The organism is Streptomyces sp. NPDC005728 (genome assembly GCF_040630895.1).
Taxonomy (GTDB): Bacteria; Actinomycetota; Actinomycetes; order Streptomycetales; family Streptomycetaceae; genus Streptomyces.
The window spans coordinates 108,926-125,808 of the sequence record NZ_JBEXYL010000009.1 but is presented as its reverse complement, the minus strand read 5'-3'; the positions used below and the strand labels follow the sequence as shown (position 1 = coordinate 125,808).

General features: G+C 67.2%; 12 protein-coding genes and 1 tRNA gene. 2 read left to right on the top strand and 11 right to left on the bottom strand.

What is annotated here, in order from left to right; translation table 11 throughout:
* Positions 1-173 precede the first annotated feature (173 nt).
* The 10 genes from ABZ471_RS09565 to ABZ471_RS09520 form a co-directional block, all read right to left on the bottom strand.
* On the bottom strand, positions 174-4,073 hold the full coding sequence (locus ABZ471_RS09565; RefSeq protein WP_359064275.1) for a DNA-directed RNA polymerase subunit beta': 3,900 nt from the start codon (positions 4,071-4,073) through the stop codon (positions 174-176).
* Between the two features lie 97 nt (positions 4,074-4,170).
* On the bottom strand, positions 4,171-7,656 hold the full coding sequence (gene rpoB, locus ABZ471_RS09560; protein ID WP_359064273.1) for a DNA-directed RNA polymerase subunit beta: 3,486 nt from the start codon (positions 7,654-7,656) through the stop codon (positions 4,171-4,173).
* A 580-nt stretch (positions 7,657-8,236) separates the two neighbouring features.
* Positions 8,237-8,623, bottom strand: a complete 387-nt coding sequence (gene rplL / locus ABZ471_RS09555) for a 50S ribosomal protein L7/L12 (RefSeq protein WP_359064271.1) — start codon at positions 8,621-8,623, stop codon at positions 8,237-8,239.
* Positions 8,624-8,739: 116 nt separating this feature from the next.
* Positions 8,740-9,270, bottom strand: a complete 531-nt coding sequence (gene rplJ / locus ABZ471_RS09550; RefSeq protein ID WP_359064269.1) for a 50S ribosomal protein L10 — start codon at positions 9,268-9,270, stop codon at positions 8,740-8,742.
* A 355-nt stretch (positions 9,271-9,625) separates the two neighbouring features.
* Positions 9,626-10,561: a hypothetical protein gene (locus tag ABZ471_RS09545; RefSeq protein ID WP_359064267.1), complete on the bottom strand. Its 936-nt coding sequence runs from the start codon at positions 10,559-10,561 to the stop codon at positions 9,626-9,628.
* A gap of 160 nt (positions 10,562-10,721) precedes the next feature.
* The gene (gene rplA, locus ABZ471_RS09540; RefSeq protein ID WP_359064265.1) at positions 10,722-11,447 is read right to left on the bottom strand and encodes a 50S ribosomal protein L1; all 726 of its coding nucleotides are present in this window, start codon (positions 11,445-11,447) and stop codon (positions 10,722-10,724) included.
* A gap of 81 nt (positions 11,448-11,528) precedes the next feature.
* Positions 11,529-11,963 (bottom strand): 50S ribosomal protein L11, encoded by a 435-nt coding sequence (gene rplK, locus ABZ471_RS09535; protein ID WP_037858373.1) that lies wholly within the window; start codon positions 11,961-11,963, stop codon positions 11,529-11,531.
* A 199-nt stretch (positions 11,964-12,162) separates the two neighbouring features.
* Positions 12,163-13,014 (bottom strand): transcription termination/antitermination protein NusG, encoded by an 852-nt coding sequence (nusG, locus tag ABZ471_RS09530; RefSeq protein ID WP_359064263.1) that lies wholly within the window; start codon positions 13,012-13,014, stop codon positions 12,163-12,165.
* A gap of 80 nt (positions 13,015-13,094) precedes the next feature.
* Positions 13,095-13,382 carry a preprotein translocase subunit SecE gene (gene secE / locus ABZ471_RS09525; RefSeq protein ID WP_066995645.1) on the bottom strand — a complete coding sequence of 96 codons (288 nt, stop codon included), beginning with the start codon at positions 13,380-13,382 and terminating at the stop codon, positions 13,095-13,097.
* A gap of 107 nt (positions 13,383-13,489) precedes the next feature.
* Positions 13,490-13,562, bottom strand: a tRNA-Trp gene (locus ABZ471_RS09520).
* A gap of 261 nt (positions 13,563-13,823) precedes the next feature.
* Between ABZ471_RS09520 and ABZ471_RS09515 the strand changes: the two genes are divergently transcribed.
* Positions 13,824-15,050: a pyridoxal phosphate-dependent aminotransferase gene (locus tag ABZ471_RS09515; protein ID WP_359064260.1), complete on the top strand. Its 1,227-nt coding sequence runs from the start codon at positions 13,824-13,826 to the stop codon at positions 15,048-15,050.
* 126 nt (positions 15,051-15,176) lie between these two features.
* Complete coding sequence (locus ABZ471_RS09510) at positions 15,177-16,217, top strand: adenosine deaminase (protein WP_359064258.1); 1,041 nt, start codon at positions 15,177-15,179, stop codon at positions 16,215-16,217.
* Here the strand turns inward: ABZ471_RS09510 and ABZ471_RS09505 are convergent.
* Positions 16,162-16,869, bottom strand: coding sequence for a hypothetical protein (locus ABZ471_RS09505; protein ID WP_359064256.1), 708 nt, complete (start codon positions 16,867-16,869; stop codon positions 16,162-16,164). The genes ABZ471_RS09510 and ABZ471_RS09505 overlap by 56 nt on opposite strands.
* Positions 16,870-16,883: the final 14 nt, after the last annotated feature.

The window sequence follows — 16,883 nt, the reverse complement described above, 5'->3', positions numbered from 1 at the left end:
TCCGCCCCATGGCCCTGTACGCCCGTCTCGGGCGACATCGCCGCTTGCAGGGCCTCCCCCTCCCCCGCGCCACCCTGCGGCACTCCCACAGGCCCCTGACGGCTCCGCACGCCCCCAGGTATGCCGAAGGGCGGCCACCCCGAAACGGAGTGGCCGCCCTTCATACTTCTCGCTTACTGGTTGTACGGACCGTAGTCGTAGTCCTCCAGCGGAACGGCCTGGCCGGAGCCCGTGCCGAACGGCGAGTAGTCGATGTCGTCGTAGCCGACGGCCGAGTACATCGCGGCCTTGGCCTCCTCGGTCGGCTCGACCCGGATGTTGCGGTAGCGGGACAGACCCGTACCGGCCGGGATGAGCTTACCGATGATGACGTTCTCCTTGAGGCCGATGAGGCTGTCGGACTTGGCGTTGATCGCCGCGTCCGTCAGCACTCGGGTCGTCTCCTGGAAGGAGGCGGCCGACAGCCAGGACTCCGTCGCCAGCGAGGCCTTGGTGATACCCATCAGCTGCGGACGACCGGAGGCCGGGTGACCGCCCTCCTGGACCACACGACGGTTCTCGGTCTCGAACTTCGAGCGCTCGACCAGCTCGCCGGGCAGCAGCTCCGCGTCGCCCGACTCGATGATCGTCACACGGCGGAGCATCTGCCGGATGATGATCTCGATGTGCTTGTCGTGGATCGACACACCCTGCGAGTTGTAGACCTTCTGGACCTCGCCGACCAGGTGGACCTGGACGGCACGCTGACCCAGGATGCGCAGCACGTCGTGCGGGTTCGTGGCACCCACGGTGAGCTGCTGGCCCACCTCGACGTGGTCGCCCTCACGGACCAGGACCTTGGCACGCTTCGAGATCGGGAACGCCGTCTCGTCGCTGCCGTCGTCCGGGGTGACGACGATCTTCTTGGTCTTCTCGGTCTCCTCGATCCGGATGCGGCCGTTGGCCTCGGAGATCGGGGCGACACCCTTCGGGGTACGGGCCTCGAAGAGCTCGACGACACGGGGCAGACCCTGGGTGATGTCGTCACCGGCCACACCACCGGTGTGGAAGGTACGCATCGTCAGCTGGGTACCGGGCTCACCGATGGACTGGGCGGCGATGATGCCGACCGCCTCACCGATGTCGACCAGCTTGCCCGTGGCCAGCGAACGGCCGTAGCACATCGCGCAGGTACCGACGGCGGACTCGCAGGTCAGGACCGAGCGGGTCTTGACCTCCTCGACGCCGTACTTGACCAGCTCGTCGATGAGTACATCGCCCAGGTCCGTGTTGGCCGGGGCCAGCACCACACCGTCGACGACGATGTCCTCGGCCAGCGCACGTGCGTACACGCTGGTCTCGACGTTGTCCGCCTTGCGCAGGACACCGTCCGCGCCGCGGTCCGCGATACGGAGCTTGAGGCCACGCTCGGTGCCGCAGTCCTCCTCGCGGATGATGACGTCCTGCGAGACGTCGACCAGACGACGGGTCAGGTAACCCGAGTCGGCGGTACGCAGGGCGGTGTCCGCAAGACCCTTACGGGCACCGTGCGTGGAGATGAAGTACTCCAGCACGGACAGGCCCTCACGGAAGGACGCCTTGATCGGACGCGGGATGGTCTCGTTCTTCGCGTTCGACACCAGACCACGCATACCGGCGATCTGCCGCATCTGCATCATGTTTCCTCGGGCACCCGAGTCAACCATCATGAAGATGGGGTTCGTCTTGGGGAAGTTCTCGTTCATCGCCTCGGCGACCTCGTTGGTCGCCTTGGTCCAGATCGCGATGAGCTCCTGAGTGCGCTCTTCCTTGGTGATCAGACCGCGCTCGTACTGCTTCTGGACCTTCTCGTCCTGCGCCTCGTAGCCCGCGACGATCGCCTTCTTCGCCTCGGGAACGACGACGTCGGAGATGGCCACGGTGACGCCGGAACGGGTACCCCAGTAGAAGCCCGCCGCCTTCAGGTTGTCGAGCGTCGCCGCCACGATGACCTTGGGGTAGCGCTCGGCCAGGTCGTTGACGATCTCGCCGAGCTGCTTCTTGCCCACCGAGTAGTCGACGAACGGGTAGTCCTCGGGCAGCAGCTCGTTGAAGAGCGCGCGGCCCAGGGTCGTCCGCAGGCGGAAGGTGTCACCCTGCTGCCACTCCGGCTCGCCCTCCTCGCGCACCGGCGGGGTCCAGCCGCGCGGCGGGATGGTGCCCACCGGGAAGCGGATGTCGATCGCCGACTGGAGCGCGAGCTCGCCGGCGTCGAACGCCATGATCGCCTCGGCCGTGGAGCCGAACGCCCGGCCCTCGCCCTTGGTGTCACGCAGCTCGCCGTCGGTGGTGAGGAAGAACAGACCGAGGACCATGTCCTGGGTCGGCATCGTCACCGGACGGCCGTCGGCCGGCTTGAGGATGTTGTTCGAGGACAGCATCAGGATGCGGGCCTCGGCCTGCGCCTCCGCGGACAGCGGCAGGTGCACGGCCATCTGGTCACCGTCGAAGTCCGCGTTGAACGCGGTGCAGACGAGCGGGTGGATCTGGATGGCCTTGCCCTCGACCAGCTGCGGCTCGAAGGCCTGGATGCCGAGGCGGTGCAGGGTGGGAGCACGGTTCAGCAGAACCGGGTGCTCGGCGATGACCTCTTCGAGGACGTCGTACACGACCGTGCGGCCGCGCTCCACCATGCGCTTGGCGCTCTTGATGTTCTGCGCGTGGTTCAGGTCCACCAGGCGCTTCATCACGAACGGCTTGAAGAGCTCCAGCGCCATGGCCTTGGGCAGACCGCACTGGTGCAGCTTCAGCTGCGGGCCGACGACGATGACGGAACGCGCCGAGTAGTCGACTCGCTTGCCGAGCAGGTTCTGACGGAATCGGCCCTGCTTACCCTTCAGCATGTCGCTGAGGGACTTCAGCGGGCGGTTGCCGGGGCCCGTCACCGGGCGACCGCGACGACCGTTGTCGAAGAGGGCGTCAACAGCCTCCTGAAGCATGCGCTTCTCGTTGTTGACGATGATCTCGGGCGCGCCGAGGTCGAGGAGCCTCTTCAGACGGTTGTTGCGGTTGATCACACGGCGGTACAGGTCGTTCAGGTCGGAGGTCGCGAAGCGGCCACCGTCCAGCTGCACCATCGGGCGAAGGTCCGGCGGGATGACCGGCACGCAGTCGAGCACCATGCCCTTGGGGCTGTTGCTGGTCTGCAGGAACGCGGAGACGACCTTCAGGCGCTTGAGCGCACGGGTCTTCTTCTGGCCCTTGCCGGTACGGATGATCTCGCGGAGGCGCTCGGCCTCCTCGTCGAGGTCGAAGGACTCCAGGCGCTTCTGCAGCGCCGCGGCACCCATCGAGCCGTCGAAGTACGTGCCGAAGCGGTCACGCAGCTCGCGGTAGAGCAGCTCGTCACCCTCGAGGTCCTGGACCTTGAGGTTCTTGAAGCGGGCCCACACCTCGTCGAGGCGGTCGATCTCGCGCTGCGCACGGTCGCGCAGCTGCTTCATCTCGCGCTCGGCACCCTCGCGCACCTTGCGGCGCACGTCGGCCTTGGCACCCTCGGCCTCGAGCTCGGCCAGGTCCGTCTCGAGCTTCTTGGCGCGGCCTTCGAGGTCGGCGTCGCGACGGTTCTCGATCTGCTGCCGCTCGACGGAGACATGCGCCTCCAGGGAGGGCAGGTCACGCGTACGGCGCTCCTCGTCGACGTACGTGATCATGTACGCAGCGAAGTAGATGACCTTCTCGAGGTCCTTGGGAGCCAGGTCGAGCAGGTAGCCCAGACGGCTCGGGACACCCTTGAAGTACCAGATGTGCGTGACGGGCGCGGCCAGCTCGATGTGGCCCATCCGCTCACGGCGCACCTTGGCGCGCGTGACCTCGACGCCACAGCGCTCACAGATGATGCCCTTGAAGCGGACGCGCTTGTACTTGCCGCAGTAGCACTCCCAGTCCCGGGTCGGACCGAAGATCTTCTCGCAGAAGAGTCCGTCCTTTTCGGGCTTGAGGGTGCGGTAGTTGATGGTCTCGGGCTTCTTGACCTCGCCGTGGCTCCACTGACGGATGTCGTCCGCGGTGGCCAGGCCGATCCGGAGCTCGTCGAAGAAGTTGACGTCGAGCACTATGCGTCAATCCCTCTCAGGGTCGTGAGTCTTTGGTCTGATACGGGGGCCTGGGGGTCGGCGGGGCCCTGTGGGTGAGGGCCCCGCCGGACTCCCGTCAGACCTCTTCGACGCTGCTCGGCTCGCGCCGGGACAGGTCGATGCCGAGCTCCTCCGCAGCGCGGAAGACGTCCTCGTCGGTGTCGCGCATCTCGATGGACATACCGTCGCTGGACAGCACCTCCACGTTCAGGCAGAGCGACTGCATCTCCTTGATGAGCACCTTGAAGGACTCGGGGATGCCGGGCTCGGGGATGTTCTCGCCCTTGACGATGGCCTCGTAGACCTTCACGCGGCCGGTGACGTCGTCGGACTTGATGGTCAGCAGCTCCTGGAGGGCGTACGCGGCGCCGTAGGCCTCGAGGGCCCACACCTCCATCTCACCGAAGCGCTGACCGCCGAACTGCGCCTTACCACCCAGCGGCTGCTGGGTGATCATCGAGTACGGGCCGGTCGAGCGGGCGTGCAGCTTGTCGTCGACCAGGTGGTGCAGCTTCAGGATGTACATGTAGCCGACCGAGATCGGGTCCGGGAACGGCTCACCGCTACGGCCGTCGAACAGCCGCGCCTTGCCGGACGGGAGCACCATGCGCTCGCCGTCGCGGTTCGGGATGGTGTGCTGCAGCAGACCCGCCAGCTCGTCCTCGCGCGCACCGTCGAAGACCGGGGTGGCGACGTTGGTGCGCGGGGCGACCTGGTCGGCACCGATGGCCTGCAGGCGCTGCGCCCACTCGTCCGCGAGACCGGAGACGTCCCAGCCGCGGCTGGCGAGCCAGCCGAGGTGGATCTCCAGGACCTGTCCCGGGTTCATTCGGGACGGGACACCGAGCGGGTTGAGGATGATGTCGACCGGAGTTCCGTCCTCGAGGAACGGCATGTCCTCGATGGGCAGGATCTTCGAGATGACACCCTTGTTGCCGTGACGGCCGGCGAGCTTGTCACCGTCGGTGATCTTGCGCTTCTGCGCCACGTACACGCGCACCAGCTGGTTCACACCGGGGGGAAGCTCGTCGCCCTCCTCGCGGTCGAAGACGCGGACGCCGATGACCTTGCCGGTCTCGCCGTGCGGCACCTTCAGCGAGGTGTCACGGACCTCACGGGCCTTCTCACCGAAGATCGCGCGCAGCAGGCGCTCCTCGGGGGTCAGCTCGGTCTCACCCTTCGGGGTCACCTTGCCGACGAGGATGTCGCCGGCGATGACCTCGGCACCGATACGGATGATGCCGCGCTCGTCGAGGTCCGCGAGGACCTCCTCGGAGACGTTCGGGATGTCCCGGGTGATCTCCTCGGGGCCGAGCTTGGTGTCACGAGCGTCGACCTCGTGCTCCTCGATGTGGATCGAGGAGAGGACGTCGTCCTGCACGAGGCGCTGCGACAGGATGATCGCGTCCTCGTAGTTGTGACCCTCCCACGGCATGAACGCCACGAGCAGGTTCTTGCCGAGGGCCATCTCACCGTTCTGGGTGGCCGGGCCGTCGGAGAGGACCTGGCCCTCGATGATCCGGTCGCCCTCGTTGACGATGACCTTCTGGTTGACCGAGGTGCCCTGGTTGGAGCGGGCGAACTTGGCCAGGCGGTACGTGATGTACGTGCCGTCGTCGTTGGCGGTGGTGATGTAGTCCGCGGAGACCTCCTGGACCACACCCGCCTTCTCGGCCTTGACCACGTCGCCGGCGTCGACGGCGGAGCGGTACTCCATGCCGGTGCCGACGAGCGGGGCCTCCGACTTAATCAGCGGAACGGCCTGACGCATCATGTTCGCGCCCATGAGGGCACGGTTGGCGTCGTCGTGCTCGAGGAAGGGGATCATGGCCGTCGCGACCGACACCATCTGGCGCGGCGAGACGTCCATGTAGTCGACGTCCTCGGGGCTGACGTAGTCGACCTCGCCGCCACGGCGGCGGACCAGGACGCGCGCCTCGGCGAACCGGAGTTCGTCGTTCAGCGTGGCGTTGGCCTGCGCGATGACGAAGCGGTCTTCCTCGTCGGCGGTCAGGTAGTCGACCTCGTCGGTGACCTGGCCGTCGTTCACCTTGCGGTACGGGGTCTCGACGAAACCGAACGCGTTGACCCGGCCGTAGGAGGCGAGCGAGCCGATCAGACCGATGTTCGGTCCTTCAGGCGTCTCGATCGGGCACATGCGGCCGTAGTGCGACGGGTGCACGTCACGGACCTCGAAGCCGGCCCGCTCACGGGAGAGACCACCCGGACCAAGGGCCGACAGGCGGCGCTTGTGGGTGAGACCCGACAGCGGGTTGTTCTGGTCCATGAACTGGGACAGCTGGCTGGTACCGAAGAACTCCTTGATGGAGGCGACGACCGGCCGGATGTTGATCAGGGTCTGCGGCGTGATCGCCTCGACGTCCTGGGTGGTCATGCGCTCGCGCACGACACGCTCCATACGGGCGAGACCCGTACGGACCTGGTTCTGGATCAGCTCGCCGACGCTGCGCAGACGACGGTTGCCGAAGTGGTCGATGTCGTCGGTCTCGACGACCATCGTGTCGCCGTTGTCACCGGTGGTCTCGGTCTCGCCGGCGTGCAGCTGCACCAGGTACTTGATCGTCGAGATGATGTCCTCGACGGTCAGGATGCCCGCGTCGAGCGGAGCGTCCGCGCCCAGCTTCTTGTTGACCTTGTAGCGACCGACCTTGGCGAGGTCGTAGCGCTTCGGGTTGAAGTAGAGGTTCTCGAGGAGCGTCTGCGCCGCCTCACGCGTGGGGGGCTCGCCCGGACGCAGCTTGCGGTAGATGTCGAGGAGCGCGTCGTCCTGGCCCTGGGTGTGGTCCTTCTCCAGGGTGGCGCGCATCGACTCGTAGTCGCCGAACTCCTCAAGGATCTGCTCGGTCGTCCAACCGAGCGCCTTCAGCAGGACGGTGACCGACTGCTTGCGCTTGCGGTCGATACGGACACCGACCATGTCACGCTTGTCGATCTCCATCTCCAGCCAGGCACCCCGGGACGGGATGATCTTGGCGGAGAAGATGTCCTTGTCGGACGTCTTGTCGATGGAGGAGTCGAAGTAGACACCGGGGGAACGGACCAGCTGAGACACCACGACACGCTCGGTGCCGTTGATGACGAAGGTGCCCTTGTTCGTCATGAGCGGGAAGTCGCCCATGAAGACCGTCTGGGACTTGATCTCACCGGTCTCGTTGTTGGTGAACTCGGCGGTGACGAAGAGCGGGGCAGCGTACGTGAAGTCGCGCTCCTTGCACTCGTCGATGGAGTTCTTCGGCGGCTCGAAGCGGTGGTCCCGGAACGTCAGGGACATCGACCCGGAGAAGTCCTCGATCGGGGAGATCTCCTCGAAGATCTCCTCCAGACCGGACTTGGTGGGGACGTCCTGACCGTTCTCAAGAGCCTCCTCGACCCGACTCTGCCAGGCGGTGTTGCCGAGCAGCCAGTCAAAGCTCTCGGTCTGCAGCGCGAGCAGGTTCGGAACCTCGAGAGGCTCCTTGATCTTTGCAAAGGAGATGCGCAGCGGGGCGGTGCTGGCGCCGTTGTTCGTATTCGCGGTCGAGGCGTTGCGCGAGGCGGCCAAGAGGGGGTCCTTCCGAGGGCTCGGACTCACTACGCGCGTACCGGTCCCTCCCGTACACAGAGACAGAAACCCCAGGTCAAGGAGCTTCGGTCATCGGTGCTCGAGTGAGGGCAGACCCCTGGTGACGGGCAGGGGACAGCTAACAGGCAGCGCAAAGGGTCAGTGTAGCCACTTGGCACACTGATGTCCAGTGCGGGTTTTTCGAGACCCTCGTTGTTCTCAACGCCCTTGTCAACGCCCTTGTCAACGCCTTCGGCATGTCTGCCCTCAACGCACGTTGATACTGCCCTCTTCGTCGTCGATCCATGCCTCGGATTCGGATCCTTGTGACGACGCGTCCTGAGAATTGCGCGCTGCGTGCGGTTCGTCAAGGCCCCCCAGCCCAAACGGCGGTGTCGGGAGACACAACGAAGATCACCATACCCGTCGCCACCACGAGTGCAAGGCAACCGAGGTCGCACCCCCGGACACGCCGAAGAGCGACCACCCGGATGGATGATCGCTCTTCGGTGCGTTCGCGTTACAGCCTCAGGAGGCCGTACTCAGCGCGCGGAGAGAGTCGTGGAGACTCCGGAAGGTCTTACTTGACCTCGACGGAGGCGCCGGCGCCCTTGAGGGACTCGGCGGCCTTCTCGGCGGCGTCCTTGGCGACCTTCTCGAGGACCGGCTTCGGAGCGCCGTCCACGAGGTCCTTGGCCTCCTTCAGACCCAGGGAGGTCAGCTCACGCACGACCTTGATGACCTGGATCTTCTTGTCGCCGGCGCCGGTGAGGATGACGTCGAACTCGTCCTTCTCCTCGACCTCGGCAACGGCGCCACCGGCACCACCGGCGGGGGCGGCAACAGCGACGGCCGCGGCGGCGGTGACGTCGAACTTCTCCTCGAAGGCCTTCACGAACTCGGAGAGCTCGATGAGGGTCATCTCCTCGAACTGGGCGAGCAGGTCTTCCTGGCTGAGCTTCGCCATGATGGGCGATCCTTCCACTAATTCGGCTGGTGCCGGATGTACTGGGTGAGGCGGGCGTACGTCGGCCCGCTGCGACCCGTGCCGCCTAGGCGGCCAAGGTCAGAAAGCGAGCCGAATTACTCGGCACCGCCCTGCTCGTCCCGCTTGGCGCGAAGAGCGTCCACGGTGCGGACGAGCTTCGAGGGAAGCGCCTGGAAGAGCTGAGCAGCCTGAGACTGCTTGCCCTTGAAGGCACCCGCCAGCTTGGAGAGCAGAACCTCGCGGGACTCGAGGTCCGCAAGCTTCTTGATCTCATCGGCGGACAGCGCCTTGCCGTCAAGGACACCGCCCTTGATGATGAGATTCGGGTTGTCCTTGGCGAAGTCACGGAGACCCTTCGCCGACTCCACCGGGTCACCGGTGACGAAGGCGACGGCCGTCGGACCAGCGAAGAGCTGGTCGTCCAGCGTGATCCCGGCCTCGTTGGCCGCAATCTTGGTCAGCGTGTTCTTCACCACGGCGTACTGGGCGTTCTCACCGAGCGACCGGCGCAGCGTCTTGAGCTGCGCCACGGTGAGACCGCGGTACTCGGTCAGCACGGCGGCGTTGGAGCTGCGGAACTTGTCCGTCAGCTCGGCAACCGCGGCAGCCTTGTCGGGCCTCGCCATAGAGCCTCGGCCTCCTTCCGGGTGATTCGGACCGCGCGGACCCGAAGGAGGACTGGGGAAAACGAAACGCCCCGGCGCAGGCGCACGGGGCGGACTCGACCGGCTCCACACGAGTGAACGCGTGCTCCGGGAGTTCTTCCACAGTCACCTGCGCGGGTCGTCCACTTTGCAGCGGATCCTTCGGCCACCGCACCCTCGTTCGAGCGTGCGGCAACGACCAGCGGTCTTTGGCTTCTTCAGGAGAGTACGGGACCGGGGCGCCGTCGAGCAAATCGGGCTCTACGGCGCCCGGTCCAGGGCCTTCCGCGGCGGCCTCCGGGCGCGGAGGCCGCCGGCTTCAGGAGCTGGTGCCGGCTCAGGAGCTGGTGCCGGAGCCGCCCGGCACGGAGGTCTCGCTGCCGCTCGACACGTTCCCGCCGGACTTCATGAGCTCCTTGAAGTCCTTGGTGTCGGCCGCCGGGGGCGCCTCGGCGGAAACCTTCACGCCGTAGTCGCTGTAGTAGGCCGTGCTGGTCATGGCGCCGGTCGCCATGTCCGCCTTCTCGACCTTCTTGACCAGCAGGTTCTGGGCGTCGACCCAGATGTCGACGGTCTCCGTGGTGACGCCCGCCTGGGTGAGCTGCTTCTTCAGGCCGGCCAGCTGGTCGGCGGTGAGGTTGCTGTTCTTGTCGGCGAGGTCGGCGACGTCGACCGTGCCCGAGTAGTGCGTGGCGTCGACCCCGGAGACCTTCTCCTCGCCGACCTTCTTCACATCGCCGGAGGCCAGCAGCAGCTTCACCGACTGGTTCGGCGTGGTGTTCTGCATCTGGTCCTTGAGGTACGCGCCCGAGCTGCCGGCGAGCTTGGCGAGGTCGTCGTACGAGTACTTGATCCAGTGCTTGCCGCCGAACTGCTGGGCGAACTTCTCGCTCATCTTCGCGTAGTAGGCGTCCGGCAGATAGCGGGCGTCCATCGACGTGGTGCCGGCCTGGCGCATCGCATCGGCCATCTTGCCGCCGGTGTAGGTGATGGTGAGGTTGCCCTTGAGGCCGTCACCCCAGGCGAGGGCGCCGTTCGCCGTCATCGACATGGTGTCGCCGATGGACGTGCTGGAGCGGACCTTGGCCGAATCGGCCTTGTCCGTGGACTTCTCGGCGGAGCGCAGGGCGGCGAGGGGGCTGACGTGCGTGACGCTCTTGCCGACCGCCTTGTCGCCCTTCCCGGAATCCTGGGAGCCGCAGGCAGCCACCCCGGCCAGCGCGGTCACCACCGCGATGGAAAGGGTCACCCGGCGTACGGTCGTGCTCTTCATGTCCCACCCCTATGCGTGTCCTGTGCCTGCACGCTAACTCAGGCCACTGACAGTTGTACGAAAAGTCGCACAAACATAGGACGGGCCCTGCACCTGGAAGGTTGCAGGGCCCGTCTCTATTGACGCGTACCTGACGCGGCTACCGGGGTGAGCGAGAGGCTCAGACGGCGGCCGGGTCCTCCTCGACGAGGAGGTTGCGGGTGCGGTTCGAGTCGACCGGAATGCCGGGGCCCATCGTGGTGCTGATGGCGGCCTTCTTGATGTAGCGACCCTTGGCGGCGGACGGCTTCAGACGGAGGATCTCCTCCAGGGCCGCGCCGTAGTTCTCCACCAGCTTGGTGTCGTCGAACGACGTCTTGCCGATGATGAAGTGCAGGTTCGAGTGCTTGTCGACGCGGAACTCGATCTTGCCGCCCTTGATCTCGGTCACGGCCTTGGCCACGTCCGGGGTCACGGTGCCGGTCTTCGGGTTCGGCATCAGACCACGCGGGCCGAGGACGCGGCCGAGGCGGCCGACCTTGCCCATGAGGTCCGGGGTGGCGACGACGGCGTCGAAGTCCAGACGGCCCTTCGACACCTCGTCGATCAGTTCGTCGGCGCCGACGATGTCGGCGCCCGCGGCACGCGCGGCCTCGGCACGGTCACCGGTCGCGAAGACCAGGACCCGGGCGGTCTTACCGGTGCCGTGCGGAAGGTTCACGGTGCCACGGACCATCTGGTCGGCCTTGCGCGGGTCGACACCCAGGCGGAAGGCGACCTCGACGGTGCCGTCGAACTTGGTCGTGGAGGTCTCCTTGGCGAGACGGACGGCCTCGAGCGGGGCGTACAGCTTCTCCCGGTCGACCTTGGCGTCCGCAGCGCGGAGAGCCTTGCTGCGCTTGCTCACAACTGCTCCTGTGTGTTCTGAGAGGAGTCGTGGTGTACGGGCCGAGCAGGCCCTACCACGGTGGTTCTACGAAGGTGGGGGTCAGCCCTCGACCGTGATGCCCATGGAACGGGCGGTGCCGGCGATGATCTTCGACGCGGCGTCCAGGTCGTTGGCGTTGAGGTCGGGCAGCTTGGTCTGGGCGATCTCGCGGACCTGCGCCTCGGTGATCTTGGCGACCTTGGTCTTGTGCGGCTCGCCGGAGCCCTTCTCGACACCCGCGGCCTTGAGGATCATCTTCGCGGCCGGCGGCGTCTTGGTGACGAAGGTGAAGGAGCGGTCCTCGTAGACCGTGATCTCCACCGGGATGACCCAGCCACGCTGCGACTCGGTCGCGGCGTTGTAGGCCTTGCAGAACTCCATGATGTTGACGCCGTGCTGGCCGAGCGCGGGGCCGACCGGCGGGGCCGGGTTCGCGGCACCGGCGTTGATCTGGAGCTTGATGAGCCCCGTGACCTTCTTCTTCTTGGGAGGCATTACTCTCCGGGTCCTTTCAATTCGGGTCCCTGCCCGCTTCCGGGGAGCACCCGGACGCAGGCATACCGCACAACGATAACGGGTATGGATGCGCGGCCAAAAACCGAGCAGGTCAGACGGGCTGTGGCAGCCCGCCTGACCTGCTCGGAAGCGGTTCGTCCAGAAGGGGCCGGTTCTTGGGAACCTGCTTCCCGATGAACTAGTTCTTCTGGATCTGGTCGAAGGAGAGCTCGACCGGCGTCTCGCGGCCGAAGATCTCCACCAGGCCCTTGACCTTCTTCGAGTCGGGGTTGATCTCGTTGATGGTCGCCTGGAGCGTGGCGAACGGGCCGTCGGTGACGGTGACCGAGTCGCCGACCTCGAAGTCCAGAACCTGGACCTCGACCTTGCGCTGCGGAGCGGGCTTGCCCTCGGCCTCGGCGGCCTCGCGGGCAGCCTTCTCCTCGGCCTCCGGGGCGAGCATCTTGAGGATCTCGTCCAGAGTCAGCGGGTAGGGGTCGTAGGCGTTGCCGACGAAGCCGGTGACGCCCGGGGTGTTGCGGACGACGCCCCACGACTCGTTGGTCAGGTCCATGCGGACCAGGACGTAACCCGGCAGCTTGTTCTGCTTGATCGTCTTGCGGTCGCCGTTCTTGATCTGGACGACCTCTTCCTGCGGCACCTCGGCCTGGAAGATGTAGTCCTCGACGTTCAGCGAGACGGCGCGCTGCTCCAGGTTGGTCTTCACGCGGTTCTCGTAACCGGCGTAGGTGTGGATGACGTACCACTCGCCGGGCAGGGAGCGCAGCTCCTCGCGCAGGGCCTCGATCGGGTCGACGGGCTCAGCGGGCTCTTCTTCGGCGGCCTCGTCGACCAGGGTGACGGGCTCGTCGGTGTCGACGTCCTCGCCCTCCTCGTCCTCGACGTGCAGCGCGGCCTCTTCGGCCGGCTCGCCCGCCTCGGCCTCGGCAGCCTCGAACTCGTCCTGCTCATCCGCGCCCTCGACGATGTCGAGCTCGTCGTCCACCGTCTCGTCCGGCTCGATGGCGTCGTTCAGGTTCGGGTCAGACACGATGGCTGCTTCTTCCTGGATACATAGGGGTGGAACATGCGAAAACGGGCGCCGGTACCACGGCGCCCTTCGCTCTTGGCTCAGCCGAAGACGTACTTGGCCGCGTGGTTGAGCCCATAGTCAATCACGGTCACCAGGGCGATCATGATGGCGACGAAGAAGATCACCACAGTGGTGTACGACGTCAGCTGGTTGCGCGTCGGCCAGACGACCTTGCGGAGTTCCGCGACGATCTGGCGGTAGAAGATGGCGAGGCGCTTCAGCGGGCCCTTCTTGGCGCGCTTGCCGCCCTTGCGGGCCTTCTTCTTGGACTCGGGCACCTCGTCCTGAGCATCAGGCGTGTCGATGGAGCCCACGGCGTCCGTCATTCGTCCTCACCTGATCCCGGGTCGTGGCCGTGCCGCGCCCGGTTTCTGAGCCGCACGGCGGTGCATTGCTGTACGTACATGCGCACACATCCTGGCGGTGTGTGTAGCAGGGCCGGAGGGACTTGAACCCCCAACCGCCGGTTTTGGAGACCGGTGCTCTACCAATTGAGCTACGACCCTTTGGTGTGTCCCCCAACGTACCGCATCCGACCGGGTGCTCGGTGTGCACCGGCTGGGGAGCGGCTGCTGAAGGCCAACGAGGTGAGAGTGTACGTGGTCCGGGCCCCTGCGTCGAACAGAAAGTGCCTGACCGGGGTCACCCGGCCGAAGATCGTCCTGGCCGGGGGCCGGATTCGGACCCGTGTTCATGTCTCGACCCCTTGCTGTTCAGTCTGTGAAACCCGCGTGCCGGGGGCATTTCCGTTCTGGAACGATGGCCTCATGAGCGCTGCAACCCCTCCCACCGAGCGCCGGGTCTCCGCCCGAGTCGGCGCGATCTCCGAGTCCGCGACCCTCGCCGTGGACGCCAAGGCCAAGGCCCTGAAGGCCGCCGGGCGTCCGGTGATCGGCTTCGGCGCAGGCGAGCCCGACTTCCCGACCCCGGACTACATCGTCGAGGCGGCCATCGAGGCCTGCAAGAACCCGAAATACCACCGCTACACCCCGGCCGGCGGCCTGCCCGAGCTGAAGGCCGCGATCGCCGCGAAGACGCTGCGCGACTCGAACTACGAGGTCGACCCGTCCCAGATCCTGGTGACCAACGGCGGCAAGCAGGCCATCTACGAGGCGTTCGCCGCCATCCTCGACCCGGGTGACGAGGTCATCGTCCCGGCGCCGTACTGGACGACGTACCCGGAGTCGATCCGGCTGGCCGGCGGTGTCCCGGTGGAGGTCGTCGCCGACGAGACGACCGGCTACCGGGTGAGCGTGGAGCAGCTGGAGGCGGCCCGCACGGAGAAGACGAAGGTCGTGCTCTTCGTCTCCCCGTCCAACCCGACCGGCGCTGTCTACAGCGAGGCCGAGGCCGAGGCGATCGGCCGCTGGGCCGTCGAGCACGGCCTGTGGGTCCTCACGGACGAGATCTACGAGCACCTCGTCTACGGCGACGCGACGTTCACCTCGCTGCCGGCGATCCTGCCCGAGCTGCGCGACAAGTGCATCGTGGTCAACGGCGTGGCGAAGACGTACGCCATGACCGGCTGGCGCGTGGGCTGGGTCATCGGCCCGAAGGACGTCGTCAAGGCCGCGACGAACCTGCAGTCGCACGCCACCTCGAACGTGTCCAACGTGGCCCAGGTGGCCGCCCTGGCCGCCGTCTCCGGCGACCTGGAGGCCGTCGCGAAGATGCGCGAGGCCTTCGACCGGCGCCGCAAGACGATCGTGCGGATGCTCAACGAGATCGACGGCGTGCTCTGCCCGGAGCCCGAAGGCGCGTTCTACGCCTACCCGTCGGTCAAGGGCCTGCTCGGCAAGGAGATCCGCGGCAAGCGTCCGCAGAACACCGTGGAGCTGGCCGCGCTGATCCTGGAGGAGGCCGAGGTCGCGGTCGTCCCGGGCGAGGCCTTCGGCACGCCGGGCTACCTGCGGCTGTCGTACGCGCTCGGTGACGAGGACCTCGTCGAGGGTGTGAGCCGGATGCAGAAGCTGCTGGCGGAGGCGAAGAGCTGAGGTCCACCGCTGCTCGTACGGGGGCATCTCCCCTCACCGGGAGCTGCCCCCGTCTCTTTGTGCGAGCAAGACCACGTTCGGGGAAAGAGCTACCCGGGCGGCCGGGGCGTACGGCAGGATCCTGGGATGGAGCGTGTACGTGATCTCTCTGACCTGCCGAAAGCCCATCTGCACCTGCACTTCACCGGCTCGATGCGGCCGGGGACCGTCCTGGAGCTGGCCGACAAGTACGGCGTGCGCCTGCCCGAGACGCTGGCCGAGGCACTGACCAGCGGTGAGCCGCCCAAGCTGCGCGCCACGGACGAGCGCGGCTGGTTCCGCTTCCAGCGGCTGTACGACGCGGCCCGCTCCTGCCTGAGGCAGCCGGAGGACATCCAGCGGCTGGTCCGGGAGGCCGCCGAGGAGGACCTGCTGGACGGCTCGGGCTGGCTGGAGATCCAGGTGGACCCGACGTCGTACGCGCCCCGGCTGGGCGGTCTGATCCCGGCCCTGGAGATCATCCTGGACGCGGTGGACACGACGGTGCGGGAGACCGGGCTCGGGATGCGGGTCCTGGTGGCGGCGAACCGTATGAAGCACCCGCTGGACGCGCGCACGCTGGCCCGGCTCGCGGTGCGCTACGCCGACCGGGGTGTGGTCGGCTTCGGGCTGTCCAACGACGAACGGCGGGGCATGGCGCGGGACTTCGACCGCGCCTTCGCCATCGCACGCGACGGCGGCCTGCTGTCCGCCCCGCACGGCGGCGAGCTGACCGGCCCGGCCTCGGTGCGCGACTGCCTGGACGACCTGCATGCCTCGCGAATCGGGCACGGGGTGCGGGCGGCGGAGGACCCGCGGCTGTTGAAGCGGCTGGCCGACCGGGGCGTGACCTGCGAGGTCTGCCCGGCCTCGAACGTGGCGCTCGGCGTCTACGAGAAGCCGGAGGACGTGCCGCTGCGCACGTTCTTCGAGGCGGGCGTCCCGATGGCCCTCGGCGCCGACGACCCGCTGCTCTTCGGCTCCCGGCTGGCCGCCCAGTACGAGATCGCCCGCCACCATCACGGCTTCACGGACGCGGAACTCGCGGAGCTGGCCCGGCAGTCGGTGCGGGCATCGGCGGCACCGGAGGACGTCAGGGCGCGGCTGCTGGCCGGCGTGGACGACTGGCTGGCTCGCCCGGCCGTCTGAAGTGGGCGTAGGGCGGATAGGGCTTGAAACAGATCAGAACCTCGAGGGGATGCCCGCCGCCGGGCGGCTGAACCAGCGACGGCAGCCCCGCCATCAGCGCCGAGCCTCCTTTGACGACGCCCTTGTGGCGCGGCCCCCAGCCTGCCGCCCAGGCGAAGCCGGTGGCTGTCTCGGCGAACACGTCCCTGCTGCCGAACAGGAAGAACGTGCGGGCGTGCGTGGTGTGCCGCAGCTCGTCCCGGAAGCCCGGCCGTTCCTGCCTCTCGCGCCAGGCCCCGGCGTCCCGCCCGGTGCGTGCCTCGTCGGTGCGGACGGTCAGCGGGGTGCCGTGGCGCAGCTTGCGGCGCAGTTCGGGCCACTGGCTGGGGCGCAGGCCGAGGGTGTGGTGGGCCAGGACGAGGTCGACCCGGTCGCCCACGCCCTCGGTGGGCGGGACTCCGTCGCGCAGCGGGACGTGGACGACGGTGTGCCGGGAGTAGGCGGCGAAGGAGAACAGGCCCGCCAGCCGGTTCAGGCCGTCGTGGTCGCCGTACAGCAGGCCGATGGGGTCGGGGGCGCGCAGTGAGGTGTGGCGCAGGGGCTGCCTGGGCTGGACGACACGGTGCTCGTACGGCCCTGTCCTGGGCCTGAATTCGCGCAGCCTCAGCTGCATGTGCGCTTCCTCAT

Bases quoted from the DNA above. Each gene is read 5' to 3' on its own strand.
- rplK (WP_037858373.1), bottom strand. From the start codon at position 11,963: ATGCCTCCCAAGAAGAAGAAGGTCACGGGGCTCATCAAGCTCCAGATC.
- rplL (WP_359064271.1), bottom strand. From the start codon at position 8,623: ATGGCGAAGCTCAGCCAGGAAGACCTGCTCGCCCAGTTCGAGGAGATG.
- rplJ (WP_359064269.1), bottom strand. From the start codon at position 9,270: ATGGCGAGGCCCGACAAGGCTGCCGCGGTTGCCGAGCTGACGGACAAG.
- ABZ471_RS09510 (WP_359064258.1), top strand. From the start codon at position 15,177: ATGGAGCGTGTACGTGATCTCTCTGACCTGCCGAAAGCCCATCTGCAC.
- ABZ471_RS09505 (WP_359064256.1), bottom strand. From the start codon at position 16,869: ATGCAGCTGAGGCTGCGCGAATTCAGGCCCAGGACAGGGCCGTACGAG.
- ABZ471_RS09545 (WP_359064267.1), bottom strand. From the start codon at position 10,561: ATGAAGAGCACGACCGTACGCCGGGTGACCCTTTCCATCGCGGTGGTG.
- ABZ471_RS09515 (WP_359064260.1), top strand. From the start codon at position 13,824: ATGAGCGCTGCAACCCCTCCCACCGAGCGCCGGGTCTCCGCCCGAGTC.
- secE (WP_066995645.1), bottom strand. From the start codon at position 13,382: ATGACGGACGCCGTGGGCTCCATCGACACGCCTGATGCTCAGGACGAG.